The sequence below is a fragment of the Stenotrophomonas sp. YJH_SMC_16 genome, assembly GCF_059367875.1.
The window spans coordinates 933687-951024 of record NZ_JCAFRH010000001.1 but is presented as its reverse complement, the minus strand read 5'-3'; the positions used below and the strand labels follow the sequence as shown (position 1 = coordinate 951024).

At 66.3% G+C, this 17338-nt stretch carries 16 protein-coding genes and 1 tRNA gene; 8 read left to right on the top strand and 9 right to left on the bottom strand.

Going from position 1 to position 17338, the window contains the following annotated elements; genetic code table 11:
- Nucleotides 1-46: 46 nt before the first annotated feature.
- Nucleotides 47-427, bottom strand: a complete 381-nt coding sequence (locus tag AC5P6E_RS04275; protein WP_053443712.1) for a YbjQ family protein — start codon at nt 425-427, stop codon at nt 47-49.
- A gap of 98 nt (nt 428-525) precedes the next feature.
- Between AC5P6E_RS04275 and AC5P6E_RS04270 the strand changes: the two genes are divergently transcribed.
- Nucleotides 526-1227, top strand: a complete 702-nt coding sequence (locus AC5P6E_RS04270; RefSeq protein ID WP_071305583.1) for an alpha/beta fold hydrolase — start codon at nt 526-528, stop codon at nt 1225-1227.
- Here the strand turns inward: AC5P6E_RS04270 and AC5P6E_RS04265 are convergent.
- Nucleotides 1190-1966 (bottom strand): YdcF family protein, encoded by a 777-nt coding sequence (locus AC5P6E_RS04265; protein ID WP_392422272.1) that lies wholly within the window; start codon nt 1964-1966, stop codon nt 1190-1192. The two genes, AC5P6E_RS04270 and AC5P6E_RS04265, sit on opposite strands and share 38 nt — an antisense overlap.
- A 309-nt stretch (nt 1967-2275) precedes the next feature.
- Here AC5P6E_RS04265 and AC5P6E_RS04260 point away from each other — a divergent pair, with 309 nt between their 5' ends.
- Together AC5P6E_RS04260 and AC5P6E_RS04255 are read left to right on the top strand one after the other, a co-directional pair.
- The gene (locus AC5P6E_RS04260) at nt 2276-2668 is read left to right on the top strand and encodes a hypothetical protein (protein WP_392422270.1); all 393 of its coding nucleotides are present in this window, start codon (nt 2276-2278) and stop codon (nt 2666-2668) included.
- 12 nt (nt 2669-2680) lie between these two features.
- Nucleotides 2681-4426 carry an ATP-binding response regulator gene (locus AC5P6E_RS04255; RefSeq protein ID WP_495230717.1) on the top strand — a complete coding sequence of 582 codons (1746 nt, stop codon included), beginning with the start codon at nt 2681-2683 and terminating at the stop codon, nt 4424-4426.
- A gap of 68 nt (nt 4427-4494) precedes the next feature.
- On the opposite strand, the gene dkgB is transcribed toward AC5P6E_RS04255, so the two are convergent.
- The gene (gene dkgB, locus AC5P6E_RS04250) at nt 4495-5304 is read right to left on the bottom strand and encodes a 2,5-didehydrogluconate reductase DkgB (RefSeq protein ID WP_392422266.1); all 810 of its coding nucleotides are present in this window, start codon (nt 5302-5304) and stop codon (nt 4495-4497) included.
- 125 nt (nt 5305-5429) lie between these two features.
- Nucleotides 5430-6644: an MFS transporter gene (locus AC5P6E_RS04245; RefSeq protein WP_495230716.1), complete on the bottom strand. Its 1215-nt coding sequence runs from the start codon at nt 6642-6644 to the stop codon at nt 5430-5432.
- Between the two features lie 105 nt (nt 6645-6749).
- Here AC5P6E_RS04245 and AC5P6E_RS04240 point away from each other — a divergent pair, with 105 nt between their 5' ends.
- On the top strand, nt 6750-7652 hold the full coding sequence (locus AC5P6E_RS04240; RefSeq protein WP_495230715.1) for a LysR substrate-binding domain-containing protein: 903 nt from the start codon (nt 6750-6752) through the stop codon (nt 7650-7652).
- Between the two features lie 102 nt (nt 7653-7754).
- Here the strand turns inward: AC5P6E_RS04240 and AC5P6E_RS04235 are convergent, their stop codons facing one another.
- Complete coding sequence (locus tag AC5P6E_RS04235; RefSeq protein WP_312718621.1) at nt 7755-9875, bottom strand: methyl-accepting chemotaxis protein; 2121 nt, start codon at nt 9873-9875, stop codon at nt 7755-7757.
- A gap of 183 nt (nt 9876-10058) precedes the next feature.
- Between AC5P6E_RS04235 and AC5P6E_RS04230 the strand changes: the two genes are divergently transcribed.
- The gene (locus tag AC5P6E_RS04230; RefSeq protein ID WP_329834307.1) at nt 10059-10514 is read left to right on the top strand and encodes an Rrf2 family transcriptional regulator; all 456 of its coding nucleotides are present in this window, start codon (nt 10059-10061) and stop codon (nt 10512-10514) included.
- Nucleotides 10504-11409 carry an NAD(P)/FAD-dependent oxidoreductase gene (locus AC5P6E_RS04225; RefSeq protein WP_329834309.1) on the top strand — a complete coding sequence of 302 codons (906 nt, stop codon included), beginning with the start codon at nt 10504-10506 and terminating at the stop codon, nt 11407-11409. Before AC5P6E_RS04230 ends, AC5P6E_RS04225 begins: the two co-directional genes overlap by 11 nt.
- Before the next feature lie 41 nt (nt 11410-11450).
- Here AC5P6E_RS04225 and AC5P6E_RS04220 read toward each other — a convergent pair whose 3' ends face one another.
- The 4 genes from AC5P6E_RS04220 to AC5P6E_RS04205 all read right to left on the bottom strand — a co-directional run bounded on the left by AC5P6E_RS04220 (nt 11451) and on the right by AC5P6E_RS04205 (nt 15881).
- A complete protein-coding gene (locus tag AC5P6E_RS04220) occupies nt 11451-12671 on the bottom strand; it encodes an RtcB family protein (protein WP_248854137.1) in 1221 nt (406 codons plus the stop codon).
- Nucleotides 12672-12727: 56 nt separating this feature from the next.
- Nucleotides 12728-13852: an SPFH domain-containing protein gene (locus AC5P6E_RS04215; protein ID WP_019336765.1), complete on the bottom strand. Its 1125-nt coding sequence runs from the start codon at nt 13850-13852 to the stop codon at nt 12728-12730.
- 357 nt (nt 13853-14209) lie between these two features.
- A tRNA-Thr gene (locus AC5P6E_RS04210) sits at nt 14210-14281 on the bottom strand.
- A 643-nt stretch (nt 14282-14924) separates the two neighbouring features.
- Nucleotides 14925-15881, bottom strand: a complete 957-nt coding sequence (locus AC5P6E_RS04205) for an aldo/keto reductase (protein WP_329834313.1) — start codon at nt 15879-15881, stop codon at nt 14925-14927.
- 169 nt (nt 15882-16050) lie between these two features.
- Here AC5P6E_RS04205 and AC5P6E_RS04200 point away from each other — a divergent pair, with 169 nt between their 5' ends.
- The gene (locus tag AC5P6E_RS04200) at nt 16051-16908 is read left to right on the top strand and encodes a class I SAM-dependent methyltransferase (RefSeq protein WP_010482267.1); all 858 of its coding nucleotides are present in this window, start codon (nt 16051-16053) and stop codon (nt 16906-16908) included.
- A gap of 112 nt (nt 16909-17020) precedes the next feature.
- The gene (locus AC5P6E_RS04195) at nt 17021-17272 is read left to right on the top strand and encodes a hypothetical protein (protein ID WP_224329425.1); all 252 of its coding nucleotides are present in this window, start codon (nt 17021-17023) and stop codon (nt 17270-17272) included.
- The last annotated feature ends 66 nt before the right edge of the window (nt 17273-17338 follow it).

Genomic DNA, 17338 nt, shown 5'->3' with positions numbered 1-17338 from the left:
ATCGCACGGGCGCGCCTGAGCCGAGCATGGACTCGGCTCTACAGTATCAAAGCACCGGCTCCACCACCACTGCCGTGCCATAGCACAGCACCTCGGTCAGCCCGGTCATCACATCGGTGGCGTCGTAGCGCATGCCGATGATCGCGTTGGCGCCCAGCTGCCGCGCGTGCTTGACCATGTCGCGGTAGGTTTCCTCGCGGGCCTGTTCGCACAGTTCGGTGTAGATGGTGATGTTGCCGCCGAACAGGGTCTGGATGCCGCCGAGGAAATTGCCGACGATCGAGCGCGAGCGCACGGTGATGCCGCGTACCACGCCGAGGTTGCGCACCACGCGATGGCCGGGCAGCTCGAAGGCGGTGGTGACCAGCGCATCGTCGAAACGCAGCGCGGGCGGGGACGTGGGGCTGCTGTTGTAGGGGTCTGCCATGGTCGCGTCCGTGTCGTAGAGTCGAGCTTGCTCGACTCTACAGTGCAATCACCCGTTGCGGCATGGTGCCGTCACCCCGCCGGCGCGACAATACCCCCATGACCGACCGTATCCCCCTGTTGCTGCTGCCCGGCCTGCTCAACGATGCTGAACTGTGGCGCGCACAGCTGGCCGACCTGGCCGACATTGCCGATTGCACCGTAGGCGACCAGACCCGCGGCGAGACCCTGCAGGCGGTGGCCGAGGACGTGCTGGCACAGGCACCGGAGCGCTTCGCGCTGGCCGGTTTCTCGCTGGGTGGCTTCGTGGCCCAGCAGATCCTGCGCATCGCCCCGGAGCGCGTATTGCAGCTGGCGCTGATCGATACCTCGATCCACGCCGATTCACCGGAACGTGCCGAACAACGGCGTAGCCAGCGCGCCAGCGTGCGCCTGCCTGGCAAGTTCCATGGCTTCGGCGATGTGCTGATGCGCAGCTACATCGACGCCTCACGGCTGGACGACTACGTGCTGGTGCAGCGCGTGCGCGACATGACCGCCCGCCTGGGGGCGGAGGTATTCCTGCGCCAGAGTGCGCTGGAGCGGCGCGACGGCCATGACGTGCTGGCGGGCTACCGCGATCCGCTGCTGATCGTGTGCGGTGCCAACGACCGCATCACGCCGCTGGCGGTGAGCGAGGAAATGCACGACCTGGTGCCGCACTCGCAGCTGGTGGTGGTGCCCGATTGCGGGCACCTGGCCCCGATGGAAAAGCCGGACGAGGTCAGTGCGGCGATGCGTGGGTGGCTGTCTGTGGATTGAAGGGGATCGGTGGCATCGGTGGTTCGTTCCACCCCAGTCTGTTGTAGGCGTGGTAACGAAGCACGCCGATACGTTCGTGCAACATCACCTCAGCCAGCAGCAGGTTGAAGGCCGAGGGGAGCCATCCGGGTGTGGCGCGTAGCCGGTCGCTGGGCAGGCCTTCGGCAATCACGCCGAAATGCTGGAAATAGAGCAGGCTTCGCCTGAGGTGAAGGCCCGAGGTCACGATTACCACGCGCGATGGGTCGTGGTGGAGCATCGCACTGCTGTTCCGGGCGTTCTCCCAGGTGTTGGCGCTGGCATCCTCCTGCTCGATGCGATCCATCGGCACACCCAGACGGACCAGCTCGCGCGCATAGACGTTGGCCTCGCTGTTATTACGGTTTCGTGAGGCACCTCCGCTCACGATCAACCTGCAGGTCTCGTGCTTCTGCTGGCAGAGCAGATAGCGCTGCGCCGTAACCAGCAATCGGCTGTACCCCACCATACCCGGGCTGGAGCCCTCGGCATGGTGCTCGATGCCACCGCCCAGCAGTACGATCGTTGTCTTCGGCCGATCTGCAGGTGTCGTGAATGCAGCGCTGGCCTGGGCCCGGTCGAGCATCCATTGCGTTATCGGGCCCGTTGCGCTGGACAAGGCCATCAGGGGCAGCACCGACAGGAGTGCCGCGGTGCGGAATCGGCGTGTGGCGATCAGTGCAGCACATGCCAGCAGAAGAAGAAGGGTAAACGCCAGCACAGTGCACCTCAGGAAAGTTTGAATGAATTCCGATGGCGCGGGGCCTTCGTTGTGTGGATGCTGGATGCCATGGATCTGAAGCGACTGTCACCCTCCGCAAGAGCGGGCGTCATTCTCGGCGGCGTATGGCTTGGATTAGGGCTGGGATACGTGTTTTCCGAGCGGTTTCCGGGTTTGTTCGCTCTCATTCATGAGCGGATGCAGTAGCGAATCGGGAAGATGCGTTGTCGCGAATGGCCCTGCACGAAATCGTATTTGGCCGGGAGCGACATGCACGAACAGGTCGCATGCGACATATGGCGGAGACAGATGCACGCAATCGATCGACGTGGCATGGCGGGAACGCAGGCGGCAGGCGCCGATCGCCCTGAGCTTGGCGAGCATTCAATGCTGAAGGTGATTGCCGCGGTGTCACCATGCGAGCTGCCGTCCTTTGTTGCTGCGTTGGACGAAGCGATAGCACGGTGGAGGGTGGAGTCTGCGAGTACGCCCAGCAGCGATCTGGATGCAGAACTGGCGCGCCTGCACGCGCTCAAGAGCATCACGTCGGCGCTGGGCAGCAGGCTGATCGCCAGCGCGTGCGACGACCTGGGTGAGTGCCTTCGATCGGGCGCGGCGGCAGACCACATACGACGCCGCTCCCAAGCCTTGGCGGTAGCGGCGCAGCGCCTTCTGCAACGTTCCATCGTTTCTCACAGGTGAAGGAGTCCGGCCATGCCCCATGCACCCTCTGCTCTGCTCGATCCTGGCCCCGACGCACTGCTTCAGGCGGCCCGCTCACTGGAAATGAAACGACTTGCGCTGTTGCTGTCCTGGCTGCAGGAGCCGCGTGCCAGCCTGTCCAGAGTGGTATTGCAGGCACTGACCGTGCTGTGGTGCTGGCTCTGGATGGATGGACCACAACCCGTGCTGGCCAACGAGGCGGCGAAGGTGCTGCCTGCGTCGATTGCGCTGCTTGTTGCGTCCGTGGCATGGGCCGCATGGGTGAACCTCCATAAGGATCGCGGTGTGGCATGGCGCGACGCGGTGGGCCTGCTCCTCAGCCTGGTGATGGTGACGGTGCAGGTCGATGCAGCCTTCATTCTTCTGATGACGCTCAATGCAACGCTGCCCTTCCTGGTGATCGCGGCGACGGCTGCCTACGGGCGGAGGGCGATCGCGCCAGCCATCGCTGCAACGGCGTTGGGGCTGCTGTGGGCCGCGCCGGATGGCTATTGGATCTCACGACCTGCCTACCTGGCCTATGCCCTGGCGCTGACGATCCTGCTGCCGGCCGTGGTTGCCTCCATGGTTGCGGCCATGCGCGATATTGCGCTCCGTGCCGTCGCGTCGCGCGAGGCCCAGGGGCGGTTCATCGGAACGATGAGCCATGAGCTGAGGACGCCGTTGAACGCCATCATCAATGGCATCCAGTTGCTGGACATGGACGCCGCGACGCCGGCGCAGCGCAGTTCGTTTGCGATGGTGGCCCGGCAGGCAAGAGCGCTGCGGCATCGCATTGATGATGTCCTCGATGTGGCCAGCATCGAGGGTGGAACGCTGCGGCTTCGTCCTCAACCCTGTTCATTGGCGTCCGCGCTCGATGCGATGCAGGAAAGCTGCGCACCGGCTGCTGCGGAGAAAGGTGTACTGCTGACGGTGGAGGACTGCGATCCCGCAGTGTGGATGCTGGTTGACGCAGGCCGGGTCGAACAGGTGATCAGCAATCTTGTCTGCAACGGGATCAAGTTCAGCCCGGTGGGGGGCGAGACCCGCGTGTCCATTCACGCCTCCCGCATCGGTGAGCAATGGCAGGTGCGGGTGACCGTTTCCGACTCCGGGTGCGGTATCGACGAGAGCGACCAGGAGGCGATCTTCTCCCCCTTCGTCCAGGTGAGCGAGGGCGATGCCCGTTGCGAGCAGGGGGTTGGGCTTGGGCTCTACATCGTGCGACTGATTTCCGATGCCATGGGCGCGACGATCGAGGTGGGCCGCAGCACGTGGGGTGGCGCCTCGTTCCAGTGGTGCTTCACCGCTCCTGCCGTGATCGGCGAGGCAGCATCACCTTCGCTTGAGGCGGTGTTCAAGGCACATGCGGCGTCGGTACGATCCCTGCATTGCCTGCTGTTCGAGGATGTGGAAACCAACCGGCAGGTGGTCGAGCGGCTGATGGAATGTGCAGGTCATCGACTGAGTTGCCGGCACGACGGGCGCGATGCGCAGGCTGCGGTGGCGTCGCTTGCGCCAGACGTGGTGCTGCTGGACCTTCATATGCCGGGTTGCAGCGGTTGGGACGTACTTGAAGCGGTCGGCTCCAGAACGGACGGTCCGCCCATCCTGGTGATGAGCGCGGACACGCGTCTGCAGGTCATCGAGAGGGCGCGTTCAATGGGCGCCGCCGGCTTCCTGTGCAAACCGTTGGATGTGCACGAGGTGCTGCGGATGCTGCACGAGGTGGCGCCTCGGGGATCCAGTCTGTAGAGCCGAGCCATGCTCGGCTCCAGGGAGACGGCAGCCGAGCGTGGGCTCGGCTCTACAACAACGGGGCCTCAATCCCAGGCCGGCGCAATGCCTTCCGGGTTGGCCAGGCGGTGCCCACGATCCAGCTTGGCGATCTGCGCCATGTCTTCGTCGGTGAGGCGGATTGCTGCCGCTTCCAGGTTGCCCGACAGGTTCTCGCGCTTGGTCGAAGACGGAATGATCGAGTAACCCTGCTGCAGTGCCCAGGCCAGTGCGATCTGCGCGGGCGTGGCCTGGTGACGGCCGGCAATGGCCTGGATCACCGGGTCCTTGATCACCTCGCCATAGGCCAGGCTCATGTAGGCGGTGATGTGGATGCCGTTGTCCTGCAGGAACTTCACCAGCAGGCGGTTCTGCAGGTACGGATGGATCTCGATCTGGTTGGTGGTGATCGCATCGGCGCCGAGGATCTCGATCGCCTTGCGGGTCTGTGCGATGGTGAAGTTGGAGATGCCGATCTCCTTCGTCAGGCCCTGTGCCTTGGCCTCGGCCAGTGCGGTCAGGTACTCCTCCATCGGCACGTCGACCTTGTCGTTCGGCGACGGCCAGTGGATCAGTGCCAGGTCGACATGGTCGGTGCGCAGCTTCTCCAGGCTGGTGCGCAGGCTGGCCAGCAGCGCTTCGCGCTTGAACTCGGTGATCCAGACCTTGGTGGTCAGGTAGATCTCATCGCGCGGCACGCCGGAATCGGCGATGGCCTGGCCGACCTCGGCTTCATTGTCGTAGATCTGTGCGGTATCGATGGCGCGGTAGCCGACATCCAGCGCGTTGCGCACGGAGTCGATCACGGTCTGGTCTTTGAGGCGGAAGGTGCCGAGACCGAAGGCGGGGACAGTCATGGGGAGCTCCAGCAGAGGGGAGGGATGCGAATATCCGGCAAAGGGTAGGCCAGTGGCCGCATACGTGCCGGCAACGGTGCATTGCACCACCGTACCGGCAGGGTGCCGGCACGGCATGACCTGTCTCAATGCGCGGCCACGGCGATGCCGTGGGCACGATCATCGATGCCATCACGACGGTCCAGGCGGCCGCTGAGCACGGTCAGCGCATACGCGCCCACCACCACCAGCGCGCCCAGCCACGGCGTGTGCATCAGGCCGATGTTCTCCACCACCAGGCCGCCGAGCGAGGCGCCCAGCGCGATGCCGATGTTGAAGGCGGCGATGTTCAGCCCCGAGGCCACGTCAGTGGCCTGCGGCGCATAGCGCTGCGCCTGCTTGACCACATAGACCTGCAGGCCGGGCACGTTGCCGAAGGCCACCGCGCCCAGCGCCAGCACCGTCAGCAGCATCAGCCAGATGTTGTAGGCGGTGAAGGTGAGCACGAACAGTACGACCGCCAGCAGGGCGAAGATGCGCTTCAGCGCGGGCACCGGGCCCATGCGGTCGGCCATGCGCCCGCCCCACAGGTTGCCGATCGCCACCGACACGCCGTACACCAGCAGCACCAGGCTGACCGCGTTGGCCGAGAAACCGGTGACGTCCTGCAGGATCGGCGCCAGGTAGGTGAAGGCCAGGAAGGTGCCGCCATAACCCAGCGTGGTCATCGCATAGACGAGCAGCAGGCGCGGCTGGGCCAGCACCGCCATCTGCTGGCGGAAGCTGGACGGGGCGCTCTGCGGCACGCTGCGCGGCACGAACAGCAGCGCGCCCAGCAGTGCGATCACGCCGAGCCCGGCCACCGCCAGGAAGGTGGCGCGCCAGCCCAGGTGCTGGCCGATGAAGGTGCCCAGCGGCACGCCGGTCACCAGTGCCACGGTCAGGCCGGTGAACATGATGGCGATGGCACCGGCGGCCTTCTCCTTCGGCACCACCGCGGTGGCGATGATCGAACCGATCGAGAAGAACACGCCGTGGGCCAGGCCGGTGAGGATGCGCGCGGCGATCAGCGACGTGTAGCCCGGCGCCAGGAAGGCGATGACGTTGCCAAGCGTGAACAGCACCATCAGCGCCACCAGCAGGGTCTTGCGCGGCACGCGGCCGGTCAGCGCGGTCAGCACCGGCGCACCGATGGCCACCCCGAGGGCATACAGCGAGACCAGCAGGCCTGCGGAGGGCAGGCTGACCTGCAGATCGGCGGCAATGGTGGGAATCAGGCCGACGATGACGAACTCGGTGGTGCCGATGGCGAAGGCACCGAGGGTCAACGCCAGCAGGGCGAGGGGAATGCCACGGATCATGGCCGGCTCCGGAGGGAAGGAAGGCGCGCAGTGTGCGCGGTGCACCTTTGCCGAAAAACCAGTCTTCACGCCAATCACTATTGCCGCTCAGTCAATAATGGCGGGATGAAGACCACTCTCGATGAAATGCAGGCCTTCCTCGCGGTGATCGACGGCGGGTCGATCAGTGCCGCTGCCGAGCAGCTGGGGCAGACGCCCTCGGGCGTGAGCCGTGCGCTGGGGCGGCTGGAGGACAAGCTGGGGATCACCCTGCTGACCCGCACCACCCGCCGCCTGCACCTGACTGCCGAGGGCGAGGCGTTCCTGCGCCATGCCCGGGCGATCATCGATGCGGTGGAATCGGCCGAGGAACAGATGGCGGCACGCCGCGAGCGCCCGGCAGGGCGCCTGCGCGTGGATGCGGCGATGCCGTTCGTGCTGCACGTGATCGCGCCGCTGGTGAGCGGCTATCGTGCGCGCTACCCGGAAGTGCAGCTGGAGTTGAACAGCTCCGACCGCTACATCGACCTGCTGGAGCGGCGCACCGATCTGGCGATCCGGATCGGGCCACTGGCCGACTCCACATTGCATGCGCGGCCGCTGGGGCGGTGCCAGCTGCGGCTGGTGGCAAGCCCGGCCTACCTGGCTGCACACGGCGAACCGGCCAGCGTCGCCGCACTGGGCCAGCACACACTGCTCAGCTTCAACGAGCCGGAGTCACTCAACCGCTGGCCGTTGCCCGGAGAGTCGGATGGGCTGCTGCTGGTGCGGCCGGACATCGCCGTGTCCAGTGGCGAGACACTGCGCCGTCTGGCGGTGGAAGGTGTCGGCATCACCTGCCTGTCCGACTTCGTCACCGATAGCGACCGCGCTGCTGGCACCCTGGTGCCGGTGCTGGCGGCGCAGACGCTGGATGTGTACCAGCCGATCCACGCGGTGTATTACCGCAACACGGCGGTATCGGCGCGGATCAGCTCGTTCCTGGATTACCTGGGTGAAGCAATGGCGCAGAGCGGTTACCTGCGCTGATCGGATTCGGGTGGGTGCGGACCGTTGGTCCGCACTGCACCTGCCATCGCCCGACCAACGGTCGGGCGCTACCCATCTGACGCTGGCCGGCAACCGGACCAATCAGGCCGCGCGCGCCAACCCGCCCTTCGCATCCGCCGTGGTCGACAGATCGAACACATCCACCGCCTCGATCAACCGGTTCGCCTGCTGTTCCAGGCTGCGTGCCGCGGCGCTGGCTTCCTCCACCAGCGCAGCGTTCTGCTGGGTGGTGCCGTCCATCTGGATCACGGTCTGGCTGACCTGCTCGATGCCCGCGCTCTGTTCCTGCGAGGCGGCGGAAATCTCGACCATGATGTCGGTCACGCGCTGCACCGAGGCCACGATCTCGGCCATGGTGTCGCCTGCCTCGCGCACGCGCTGTGCGCCATGGCCAACCTGTTCCACCGAGGCTTCGATCAGTGACTTGATCTCCTTCGCGGCCGCCGCCGAGCGCTGCGCCAGCGTGCGCACTTCGCTGGCGACCACCGCGAAGCCGCGGCCCTGTTCTCCGGCGCGTGCCGCTTCCACCGCAGCATTCAGCGCCAGGATGTTGGTCTGGAACGCGATGCCATCGATGACGCTGATGATCTCGGCGATCTGCCGCGACGAGGTCTCGATCGCGCCCATCGTCGCCACCACCTGGCCGACCACGCTGCCGCCCTGCGAGGCGACCGCGTGCGCGCCGATCGCGAGCTGGTTGGCCTGGCGCGCGTGTTCGGCGTTCTGGCGCACGGTGGAGGTCAGTTCCTCCATCGATGCCGCCGTCTCTTCCAGGTTGGCGGCCTGCTGTTCGGTGCGGCGCGACAGATCATTGTTGCCGGCAGCGATCTCCGCGGCGGCGGTGTGGATGTTGCCGGAGGCGTGCTTGATGTCGGTGACGATGGTCGCCAGCTGCGCGGCGGTGGTATTGGCGTCGCCGGCGATGCGCGCGAATACACCCTGGAAATCACCGTGCATGCGCGCGCCGAGACGGCCATCGGCAATCGCGCGCAGCATGCTGGAAACCTCGCCCAGGTTCAGTTCGGTGGTCTGCATCAGGCGGTTCAGGCCGTCGACCATCGCGCGGAAATCATGTTCGAAGCGTGCGCTGTCGCCGCGCTGGCTGAAGTCACCGGCGGCAGCGGCTTCGGCCAGGCGGCGGATCTCGCCGTTGATCACGCCGAGATTGGCCTTGGCCGTATCCAATGCATTGGTGATCACGGCCTTTTCGCCGGGCAGGCGTTCCATGTCCTGGCTGAGGTCACCGACGGCGTAACGCCCCATGATCGCGATCGCGCGCATCTTCACCTGGATGTGCGCATCCACCAGCGTGTTGCTGTCGGCCACCATGGTGCCGAACGCGCCGGGGAAGGCGCTGGCGTCCATGCGGTGGCTGATGGTGCCGGCCTCATGCGCCTGCGCCATCGTGGCCTGTGCATCCAGCACGCCGCGCAGTGTCGACTGCACCGCCTGCATGGCCTGCGCGAGGCGACCGATCTCGTCGCGGCTGCGCACCTGCACCACATGCTGCAGGTCACCGGCGGCCACCGCACGTGCGGCGGCTTCCACGGCCAGTACCGGCTGCACCACGGCACGCCGCAGCCACCACGCCAGGCCCATCAGCAACAGCACGGCGGCCAGCACGGTCAACGCCGCGCACACCAACAACGTCTGCCGCGCCTGCTGGGAACGCGCGGCCACCGCCGCTTCTGCCACCTGTGTGGCGTGCGCGCTCAACGTATCCAGTGCGCTCGCCACCGGGCGATCCTTGCCGTGCACGAGGTTGTCGCCGGCAGCGGGATCGTAGCCGGCCTCCGCAAATGCCTGCAGGGCGGCGTGATAGTCCTTCTGCAGCTGCGCGTGCAGGCCGATGAAGGCCTGCGCCAGTTCACGCGTGCGCGCGTCCGGGCTGGCCAGCAGGCCCTTGGCCAGCTGCTCGACCAGGCGGCCCTCGCTGTCGAAGGCATCCAGATGGCGCTGGCGCAGCGCATCGTCGCGGCCGCGCAGCAATACGTTCTTCCATTCCTGCACCTGGCCGCGGAACTCGCGTTGCAGGCGTTCTGCATCGCGGCTGTGCGCGACTTCGGATGGAACTTCGGTGGACAGCTTCAACCAAGCGGAGGCCAGGCCCGCCAGTGCGCACAGCAGGACCACGGCCAGACCAACAGAAACCGCGCCGAGCAGCTTGGACTGCAGGCGCGGAGCACGGACAGACGCTTTCATGGAAGGGACTCTCGGGAAGGGGCAATGCGGTATCGACCCGTGCCCTGCACGTCTGAAGTGCGACAACGATCACATTCGCGTTCCGTTTAGCGATGTGAAGGAGATGTTTCATAGGACAAATGTGTCCATATGGAACGAATACGGACTCTCGACAGATGGTTTAAATGTAACTATTGTTGTTACATGAAATCAGCAAGCCCGCTTTCCGACGCCCTGCACGTGATGGCACATCTGGTGGGCCACGCTGCCCCGCGTACGTCCGAGCAGCTGGCGTCGTGCCTGCCGACGCATCCGGTTGTGATCCGTCGCCTGCTGGCACAGCTGCACAAGGCCGGCCTGGTGCGCAGCACCCGTGGCCACGGCGGTGGCAGCCTGCTGGCACGCGATCCCGCAACGATCACCCTGCATGACATCTATCTGGCCGTGGGCGCACCACCGCTGGTGCAGGCCGGCGCCCGCGATTCCGGCGGCGGCTGCCCTATCCAGCAGCTGGTCAACAGCGCCCTGCTCGAAGGGGCGCGCGAAGCACAGCGCCTTCTCGAACAGCGGCTGCAGGCGACCACGCTGGACCAGCTCGGCGCCGACTTCGCCCGCCATCTCGCCCATCACCGTTCCCTGGAAGGTCATCATGAATCCTGATGTGCTCATCGTTGGCGGCAGCTATGCCGGCATTGCCGCCGGCCTGATCCTCGCCCGCGCCCGCCGCCCGGTCACGGTCATCGACGCCGGATTGCCGCGCAACCGCTTCGCCAGCCATTCGCACGGCGTGCTGGGGCTGGATGGCATCAGCGGCGCCGAGCTGCTGAAGACCGCGCGACAGCAGCTGCTGGACTACCCCACCGTGCGTTGGGTGCATGCCGAAGCCGTGCAGGCCACCGCCCGCGCCGAAGGCGTGGAAGTGCGTACCGCCGATGGCCAGGTCCTGGCCGCGCGCAAGCTGCTGCTGGCCAGCGGTATTGCCGACCAGTTGCCGGCGTTGCCGGGCCTGGCCGAGCGTTGGGGCAGCACCGTGCTGCATTGTCCCTACTGCCATGGCTACGAAGTGGGTGGTGGCGCAATCGGTCTGCTTGGTGGGCACCCGATGTCCGCCAGCAAGGCGCCGCTGTTCGTCGATTGGGGAAATGTTACCTTCTTCAGCCAGGGCCTGCCGATCACCGATGAGGAGCGGGCCGCCATGCAGCAGCGCGGCGTGCAGATCGAGACCGCGCCGGTGGTGGGCGTGCAGGGCGACCAGCCGACCTGGCTGGAAGTGGAGTTGGCTGATGGCCGCCGCATCGCGCAACGCGCGCTGTTCGTGCCGGCCACGCAGACGATGGCGACGCCGCTGGTGCAGCAGCTGGGCTGCACCCTGTTGGAAAGCCCGCTGGGCGTGCTGATCGAGGTCGATGCGATGAGGCAGACCTCGCTACCGAACGTGTACGCCGCCGGCGATGCAACCACAGTTGGCAACATCACCCTGGCTGCTGCCGAGGGCGTGCGTGCGGGCATCGGCGTGCACCACGCGCTGGTGACTGAAGACAGCGTGGCGCGCTGAACGTGTTCCGGTGGGTGCCGGCCTAGGCCGGCACCGCTCGGTTACCCCTTCACGCACAGCACCTGGCGCAGGGTGTGCACCACCTCGACCAGGTCCAGCTGCGCGGCCATCACATCGTCGATCGACTTGTACGCGGCCGGTGACTCATCCAGCACGCCGCTGTCCTTGCGGCATTCCACGTGCGCGGTGGCGTCGCGATGCTGGGCCAGCGTGATCTGCTGGCGCGCGGCGCCACGGCTCATCACCCGGCCGGCACCGTGGCTGCAGCTGTGGAAGCTGTCCGCGTTGCCCTTGCCACGCACGATGTAGCTGCGCGTGCCCATGCTGCCGGGAATGATGCCCAGCTCACCCTCGCGGGCACTGACGGCGCCCTTGCGTGTCACCAGCAGCTCCTGGCCGTGATGCGTTTCCTTCTGCACGTAGTTGTGGTGGCAGTTCACCGCCATCGCCGCCAGCTGGAACTTCGGCAAGCGGTGGCGCATCTCGGCCAGCACACGCGACATCATCGCCTCGCGGTTCTGCCGCGCGTAGTCCTGCGCCCACGACACCGCTTCAACGTAGTCATCGAACAGCGGCTCGCCTTCCATGAAGAACGCCAGGTCCTTGTCCGGCAGGTGGAAGCCCAGCACGCGCCGTGCCAGCTCCTCGCGCGCCTTCTCGATGAAGTAGGTGCCGATCAGGTTGCCGGTGCCGCGCGAGCCGCTGTGCAGCATCACCCACACCGTATCCGTCTCGTCCAGGCACAGTTCGATGAAGTGGTTGCCGCCGCCCAGCGTACCCAGCTGGCGGTCCAGCTTGTCGGTGCGGATCCGGCGGTGCTTGTCCTTGATCTTCTCCAGGCCGTCGGCCAGCCCGGACTGCACCAACCGGGTGTGGATGCTGTCGGGCATGCGGTGATGCTCGCCGCCGCGCCCATTGCCGACCGGGATGCTGCGCTCGATGCTGTTGCGCAGTTGCCGCAGGTCATCGGGCAGGTCGTTGGCGCGCAGCGTGGTACGCACCGCCGCCATGCCGCAGCCGATGTCGACACCGACCGCGGCCGGAATGATCGCGCCACGGGTCGGAATCACCGAGCCCACGGTCGCGCCCTTGCCCAGGTGCACGTCCGGCATCACCGCCACCCACGGCCCTACGAACGGGATCGCGGCGATGTTGCGCAGCTGCTCGTGGGCCTGTGCTTCCAGCGGCACGCCGTTGACCCAGCCCTTGATCGGCGTGGTGCCCTCGGCGTGCAGCCATTGATAGTTCTGTTGCGTGTCCATTGTCTTGTTGAATGTCCTTGATGGGCCGGCGGCGCGTCCCTGCGCCGCCGCTACCCCTACCTGATCGTCACCAGCTGCTTCAGCACGCCCTCCAGGCCGCCAAACACGGTGAGCTTGTCGATCTTCTCGGTGACCTTCTCCAGCGCCTCCAGCTCCTTCAAGCGCATCAGCACCGGGTTGTCCTCGATCAGCTTTGCGGTGTTGAGCTGCGAACGCGTGGCGTTGGCCTCCTCGCGGCGACGGATCACGCTGGCCTGGGCCTGCTTCTCGGCCAGCACCACGCCGTTGAGGATCTCCTTCATCTCGCCCGGCAGGATCACGTCCTTGATGCCCACGCCGAGCAGCCGCACGCCATGGCCCTCGATCGCCGCCTGCACATGGGCAGCGATCTCGCCGTCCAGTGCCGCCTTGTCGCCCAGCAGCTCGTCCAGGCTGCGTGCGGCGATCGCCTGGCGCAGGCCGAACTGCAGCTGCCGATAGATGAACTCATCGGCATTGCTCAGCGTGCGGTGTGCACGCACCGGGTCGACCACCTGCACGGTCGCGGCCAGGTTCACCCGCAGGGTCACCTTGTCGCGGCTGAGCAGTTCCTGGCCGGACACGTCCAGCGAACGCGCACGCAGCTCCACGCGCTCCACCGACACGTTGCCGTTGAAGTTCCAGAACGCGTGCAGGCCGGCGTCCAGCGTCTGGCGCAGCGTGCCATCGATGAACAGCAGGCCGACCGACTCGCTCGGCACGGTGCTGATCACCGCGACACGCGGCAGCACGCCCAGCTGGCCCAGGCGCTGCTGCACGTCCAGCGGGATGCGCGGCTCGTCACCCAGCGTCATCACGCGTACCTGGGTGTCGACCGAACCGCGCCAGTACAGACGGCGGCTGCCCGGCGGCAGCACCTCGTCGATGCGGCCGTTGCGCAGCAACAGGCCGACTTCGCCGGCGCCGACGTTGGCCAGTACGAAGTGCGTGTCCAGCTGTGCGTCCAGCGCTTCGATCAGGCTGTCCTGGTCGCTGCCGGTGTAGGCCGCGCCCTTCGATGCGTTGTGGAGGTCCACGTGCGGCCGGCCGCCGAACGGCGACAGGCGGTGCACGCCCGGCAGCAGGATCTGCTGGAAACGACGGTTGCGATACACCAGGCCGCGCTCGCCGTCGCCGATCACGACCTTGATGGTCCAGAACATGGGAGTCTCTCCTTGTATGGCTCTGGTGGTCCGACCCGATGCGGATGAATCACCATGACCCGGGTCGATCAGGTCGTGGCGAGGCCGCCTGCACACCACGTGCAGGCAGCGGAAGAGGGCGGCCATCGGCCGACGGTCCGCGCGCGGAGCCTTCGGTGCGTCATCACCCTTGCGGCCATCGCTGCCGGCAGACAGCACCGGAGCAGAGTGGGGCAGGTAGTGGTGACAGGCCGAGGCCCGGCGTGCGGTCCGTTGCCTTCCACGTTCCTGCCCGAAGGCAATGACGGTGGACGGCGACGATGGCCGCTGGGGCTTGCGCCCCGGGTGTTGCTTCAAGTCATGACGTGACAGGTCATGTGGTTGGAGTGGGAATCGAACCCACGACAGACGGATTACGGATCCGTTGCTCTGACCAAGCTGAGCTATCCAGTTGGGGACCGCGCGGAATCGAACCGCGTGCCGGCGAACCGGCGCCTGCCTCCAGCAGGCGATCCAGGCGATGGCATGTCCGCGACCTCCGGCATACGCCACGGCAATGCCGCGCGCACCAGCCCGTGGTTGAAACGGGACCGTTGGTAGTCGAGGGTGCAGGCCACCGACATTATCGCGAGCGATAATGTTTGGGTGCGATGCAGATAATGTCCAGGCGTTGCCATGCACGCGGAGAAAATCCTCCGGTGCGGCGAAGAAACCTGGGTCAGTGAGCGGCGGGTTGCCGCGCGGGGTGCAGTTCTGGCATCGCGGGTCCTTGTGCCGACGCAAACGAAAACGCCCCCGGGACGTGCGTTCCGAGGGCGTCGTCAGGCCTCGGAGATCGGGGTGGCCGATCTCCGCAGGGCGGGTATCAGGCCGTTGTCAGCTGGTCTTCCTTGCCGAACGCGCGCGCCAGCACGTCCATGCGCAGGCATGGCAGTAGTTTGGCGGTGGCGACGGAATGCGCGTTCAAGGGAGTTTTCCAGTGGTCGTTGAAACGAGGTGCGCACGATAAACCACGATTTAGTCGCGCGCAACCATTTTGTTCAATTATTTTCTTCGCTGTTGTGAAATGCCGGCCGGCGGCCGGCACTACAACTCAGGCTTCCGCGCTGGCGGCATCCAGCTGCGCGACGTCCTGCACGCTCAACGACAGGTTGGCCGCTGCCAGCAGATCGTGCAGCTGTTCGACGGTGGTGGCGCTGACGATCGGCGCAGTGATCGACGGCCGCGCGATCTGCCACGCCAGCGCGATCTGTGCGGCGCTGGCGCCGTGCTTGCTGGCCACGTCATCCAGCGCCTGCAGGATGCGCAAGCCGCGCGGGTTCAGATAGCGCTTCACTACGTTCTCGCCACGCGCCGGGCTCTTGGCTGCATCGGCCGGCGTGCGGTACTTGCCGCTGAGGAAGCCGCTGGCCAGCGCGTAGTAGCCGATCACGCCGATCTGCTCGCGCTGCACCAGCGGTTCCAGTTCCTTTTCGTAGCCGGCGCGGTCATACAGGTTGTACTCCGGCTGCAGGGTTTCGTAACGCGGCAGCTTGTAGTCGGTGGAGACCTTCAGCGCGTCGGCCAGGCGCGTGGCGCTGTAGTTGGAGGCGCCGATCGCACGCACCTTGCCGGCCTCGATCAGGCGGCCGAATGCCGCAAGCGTCGCCTCCAGTGGCGTCGACTCATCGTCCTCGTGCGCCTGGTACAGGTCGATCACGTCGGTCTGCAGGCGGCGCAACGAATCCTCGACCGCCGCATTGATGTTGTCCGGGGTCAGGCCGGGGCGTTCGGCCCACTTGGCCACCTTGGTCGCCAGCACCACCTTGTCGCGCTTGCCGCTGCGCGCGAACCATTTGCCGATCAGCGTCTCCGATTCGCCGCCGACATTGCCGGGCACCCAGGCCGAGTACACATCGGCGGTGTCGACCAGATTGAAACCGGCGTCGACGAAGGCATCGAGCAGGGCGAAGCTGGCCTTCTCATCGGCGCTCCAGCCGAACACGTTGCCACCGAAGGCGAGCGGACGTACATGCAGGCCGGAACGGCCCAGTTCGCGGGTTGCCGTCATGGGCACGGACTCCTTGGGGGAAGTGCTCCAGAATAGAACGCGATGTGTGACCGTGCTGCGGCGACGACCACAAAACAGTGTTCCGCGGCGCGCACGCAGCTAACGTTTTGTGAACACCTGGGACGCTGTGACTGCTAGTCTCGCCGCATCTTCCGCTGGAGTCGTCCCGATGATGCCTGCTTCGTCCCTGCGTGGTTGCCGACTGCTGCTTGCTTCGGCCCTGCTTGCTGCTGTTCCCGCGTTCGCCGCACCGGCTACGGTCGCGCCGGCGAAGATCGAGGTCTCGCCGGCCATCGACGCGGCGGTGAAGGCGCCCACCCGCGATGCCAACAACGTCAAGCGCGATGGCTTCCGTCATCCGGCGCAGACGCTGTCGTTCTTCAGGGTGGCTCCGGAAAAGACCGTCATCGAGATCACCCCCGGCAACGGCTGGTACTCGGAGATCCTGGCGCCGCTGCTACATGACAAGGGTCATTACGTCGCCGCCGTGGTCGACCCGATGGCCGTACCCGAAGGCCGCGGCCGTGACTACCAGCAGCGCAGCCGCGACAGCCTGGAAAAGAAGTACGCCGGCGCACCGGCGCAGTTCGGCAAGACTGCCGTGGTCGCCTACGATCCGGCCAAGCCGGTGTTCGGCCCGGCCAATTCAGCCGACGTGGTGCTGACCTTCCGCAACGTGCACAACTGGCGCAAGGCCGGCCAGGCGCAGGGCATGTTCCAGGGCTTCTTCAACGTGCTCAAGCCGGGCGGCGTGCTGGGCGTGGTCGAGCATCGCGCCAAGGCCGATGTGGCCGACGACGATGACACCGGCTATGTCGGCCAGCAGCAGGTGATCGCGATGGCCGAGGCGGCTGGTTTCAAGCTGGATGCGCGCAGCGAGGTCAACGCCAACCCGCGCGACACCAAGGACCACCCGAACGGCGTGTGGACGCTCCCGCCGACCAACCAGCACGACAAGGCCGACGATGCGAAGTACCAGGCGATCGGCGAGAGCGATCGCATGACCCTGCGCTTCATCAAGCCGTAAATCGGCAGGGCCGGGCCACGCCCGGCGAGCGCAGCGGCGTGGCAATCGACGCAATGTGCATCCGCCGGGCATGGCCCGGCGCTACCATCCATGGAGTGGACTGTTGAAGAAAGTGTTCTACATCGCCGTGGCCGTGCTGGTGCTGGCGCGGCTGATTGATTTCGTGTTCTACGGTGGCCATGCCTACGACCTGGTGGCGACGGTGGGGTTTGCCGTGCTGTTCGCCGGTGCGCTGCTGGAGGAACGTGCGCGTGCCATGAATCCGCCACCGGTCCGCCTGCGGCGCCGGGCCAATGTCATCGCGGCGTGCGGCATCGCACTGGTGTTGGGTTCGTTCCTGCTGGAGTGGAAGGTCTTCGGCTGATCCCGCCGCAGCCTCGGCCAAAGCGGTGCCCGGCGAGCGAGCAGCGCGGCGTGGGACAATGCGCCA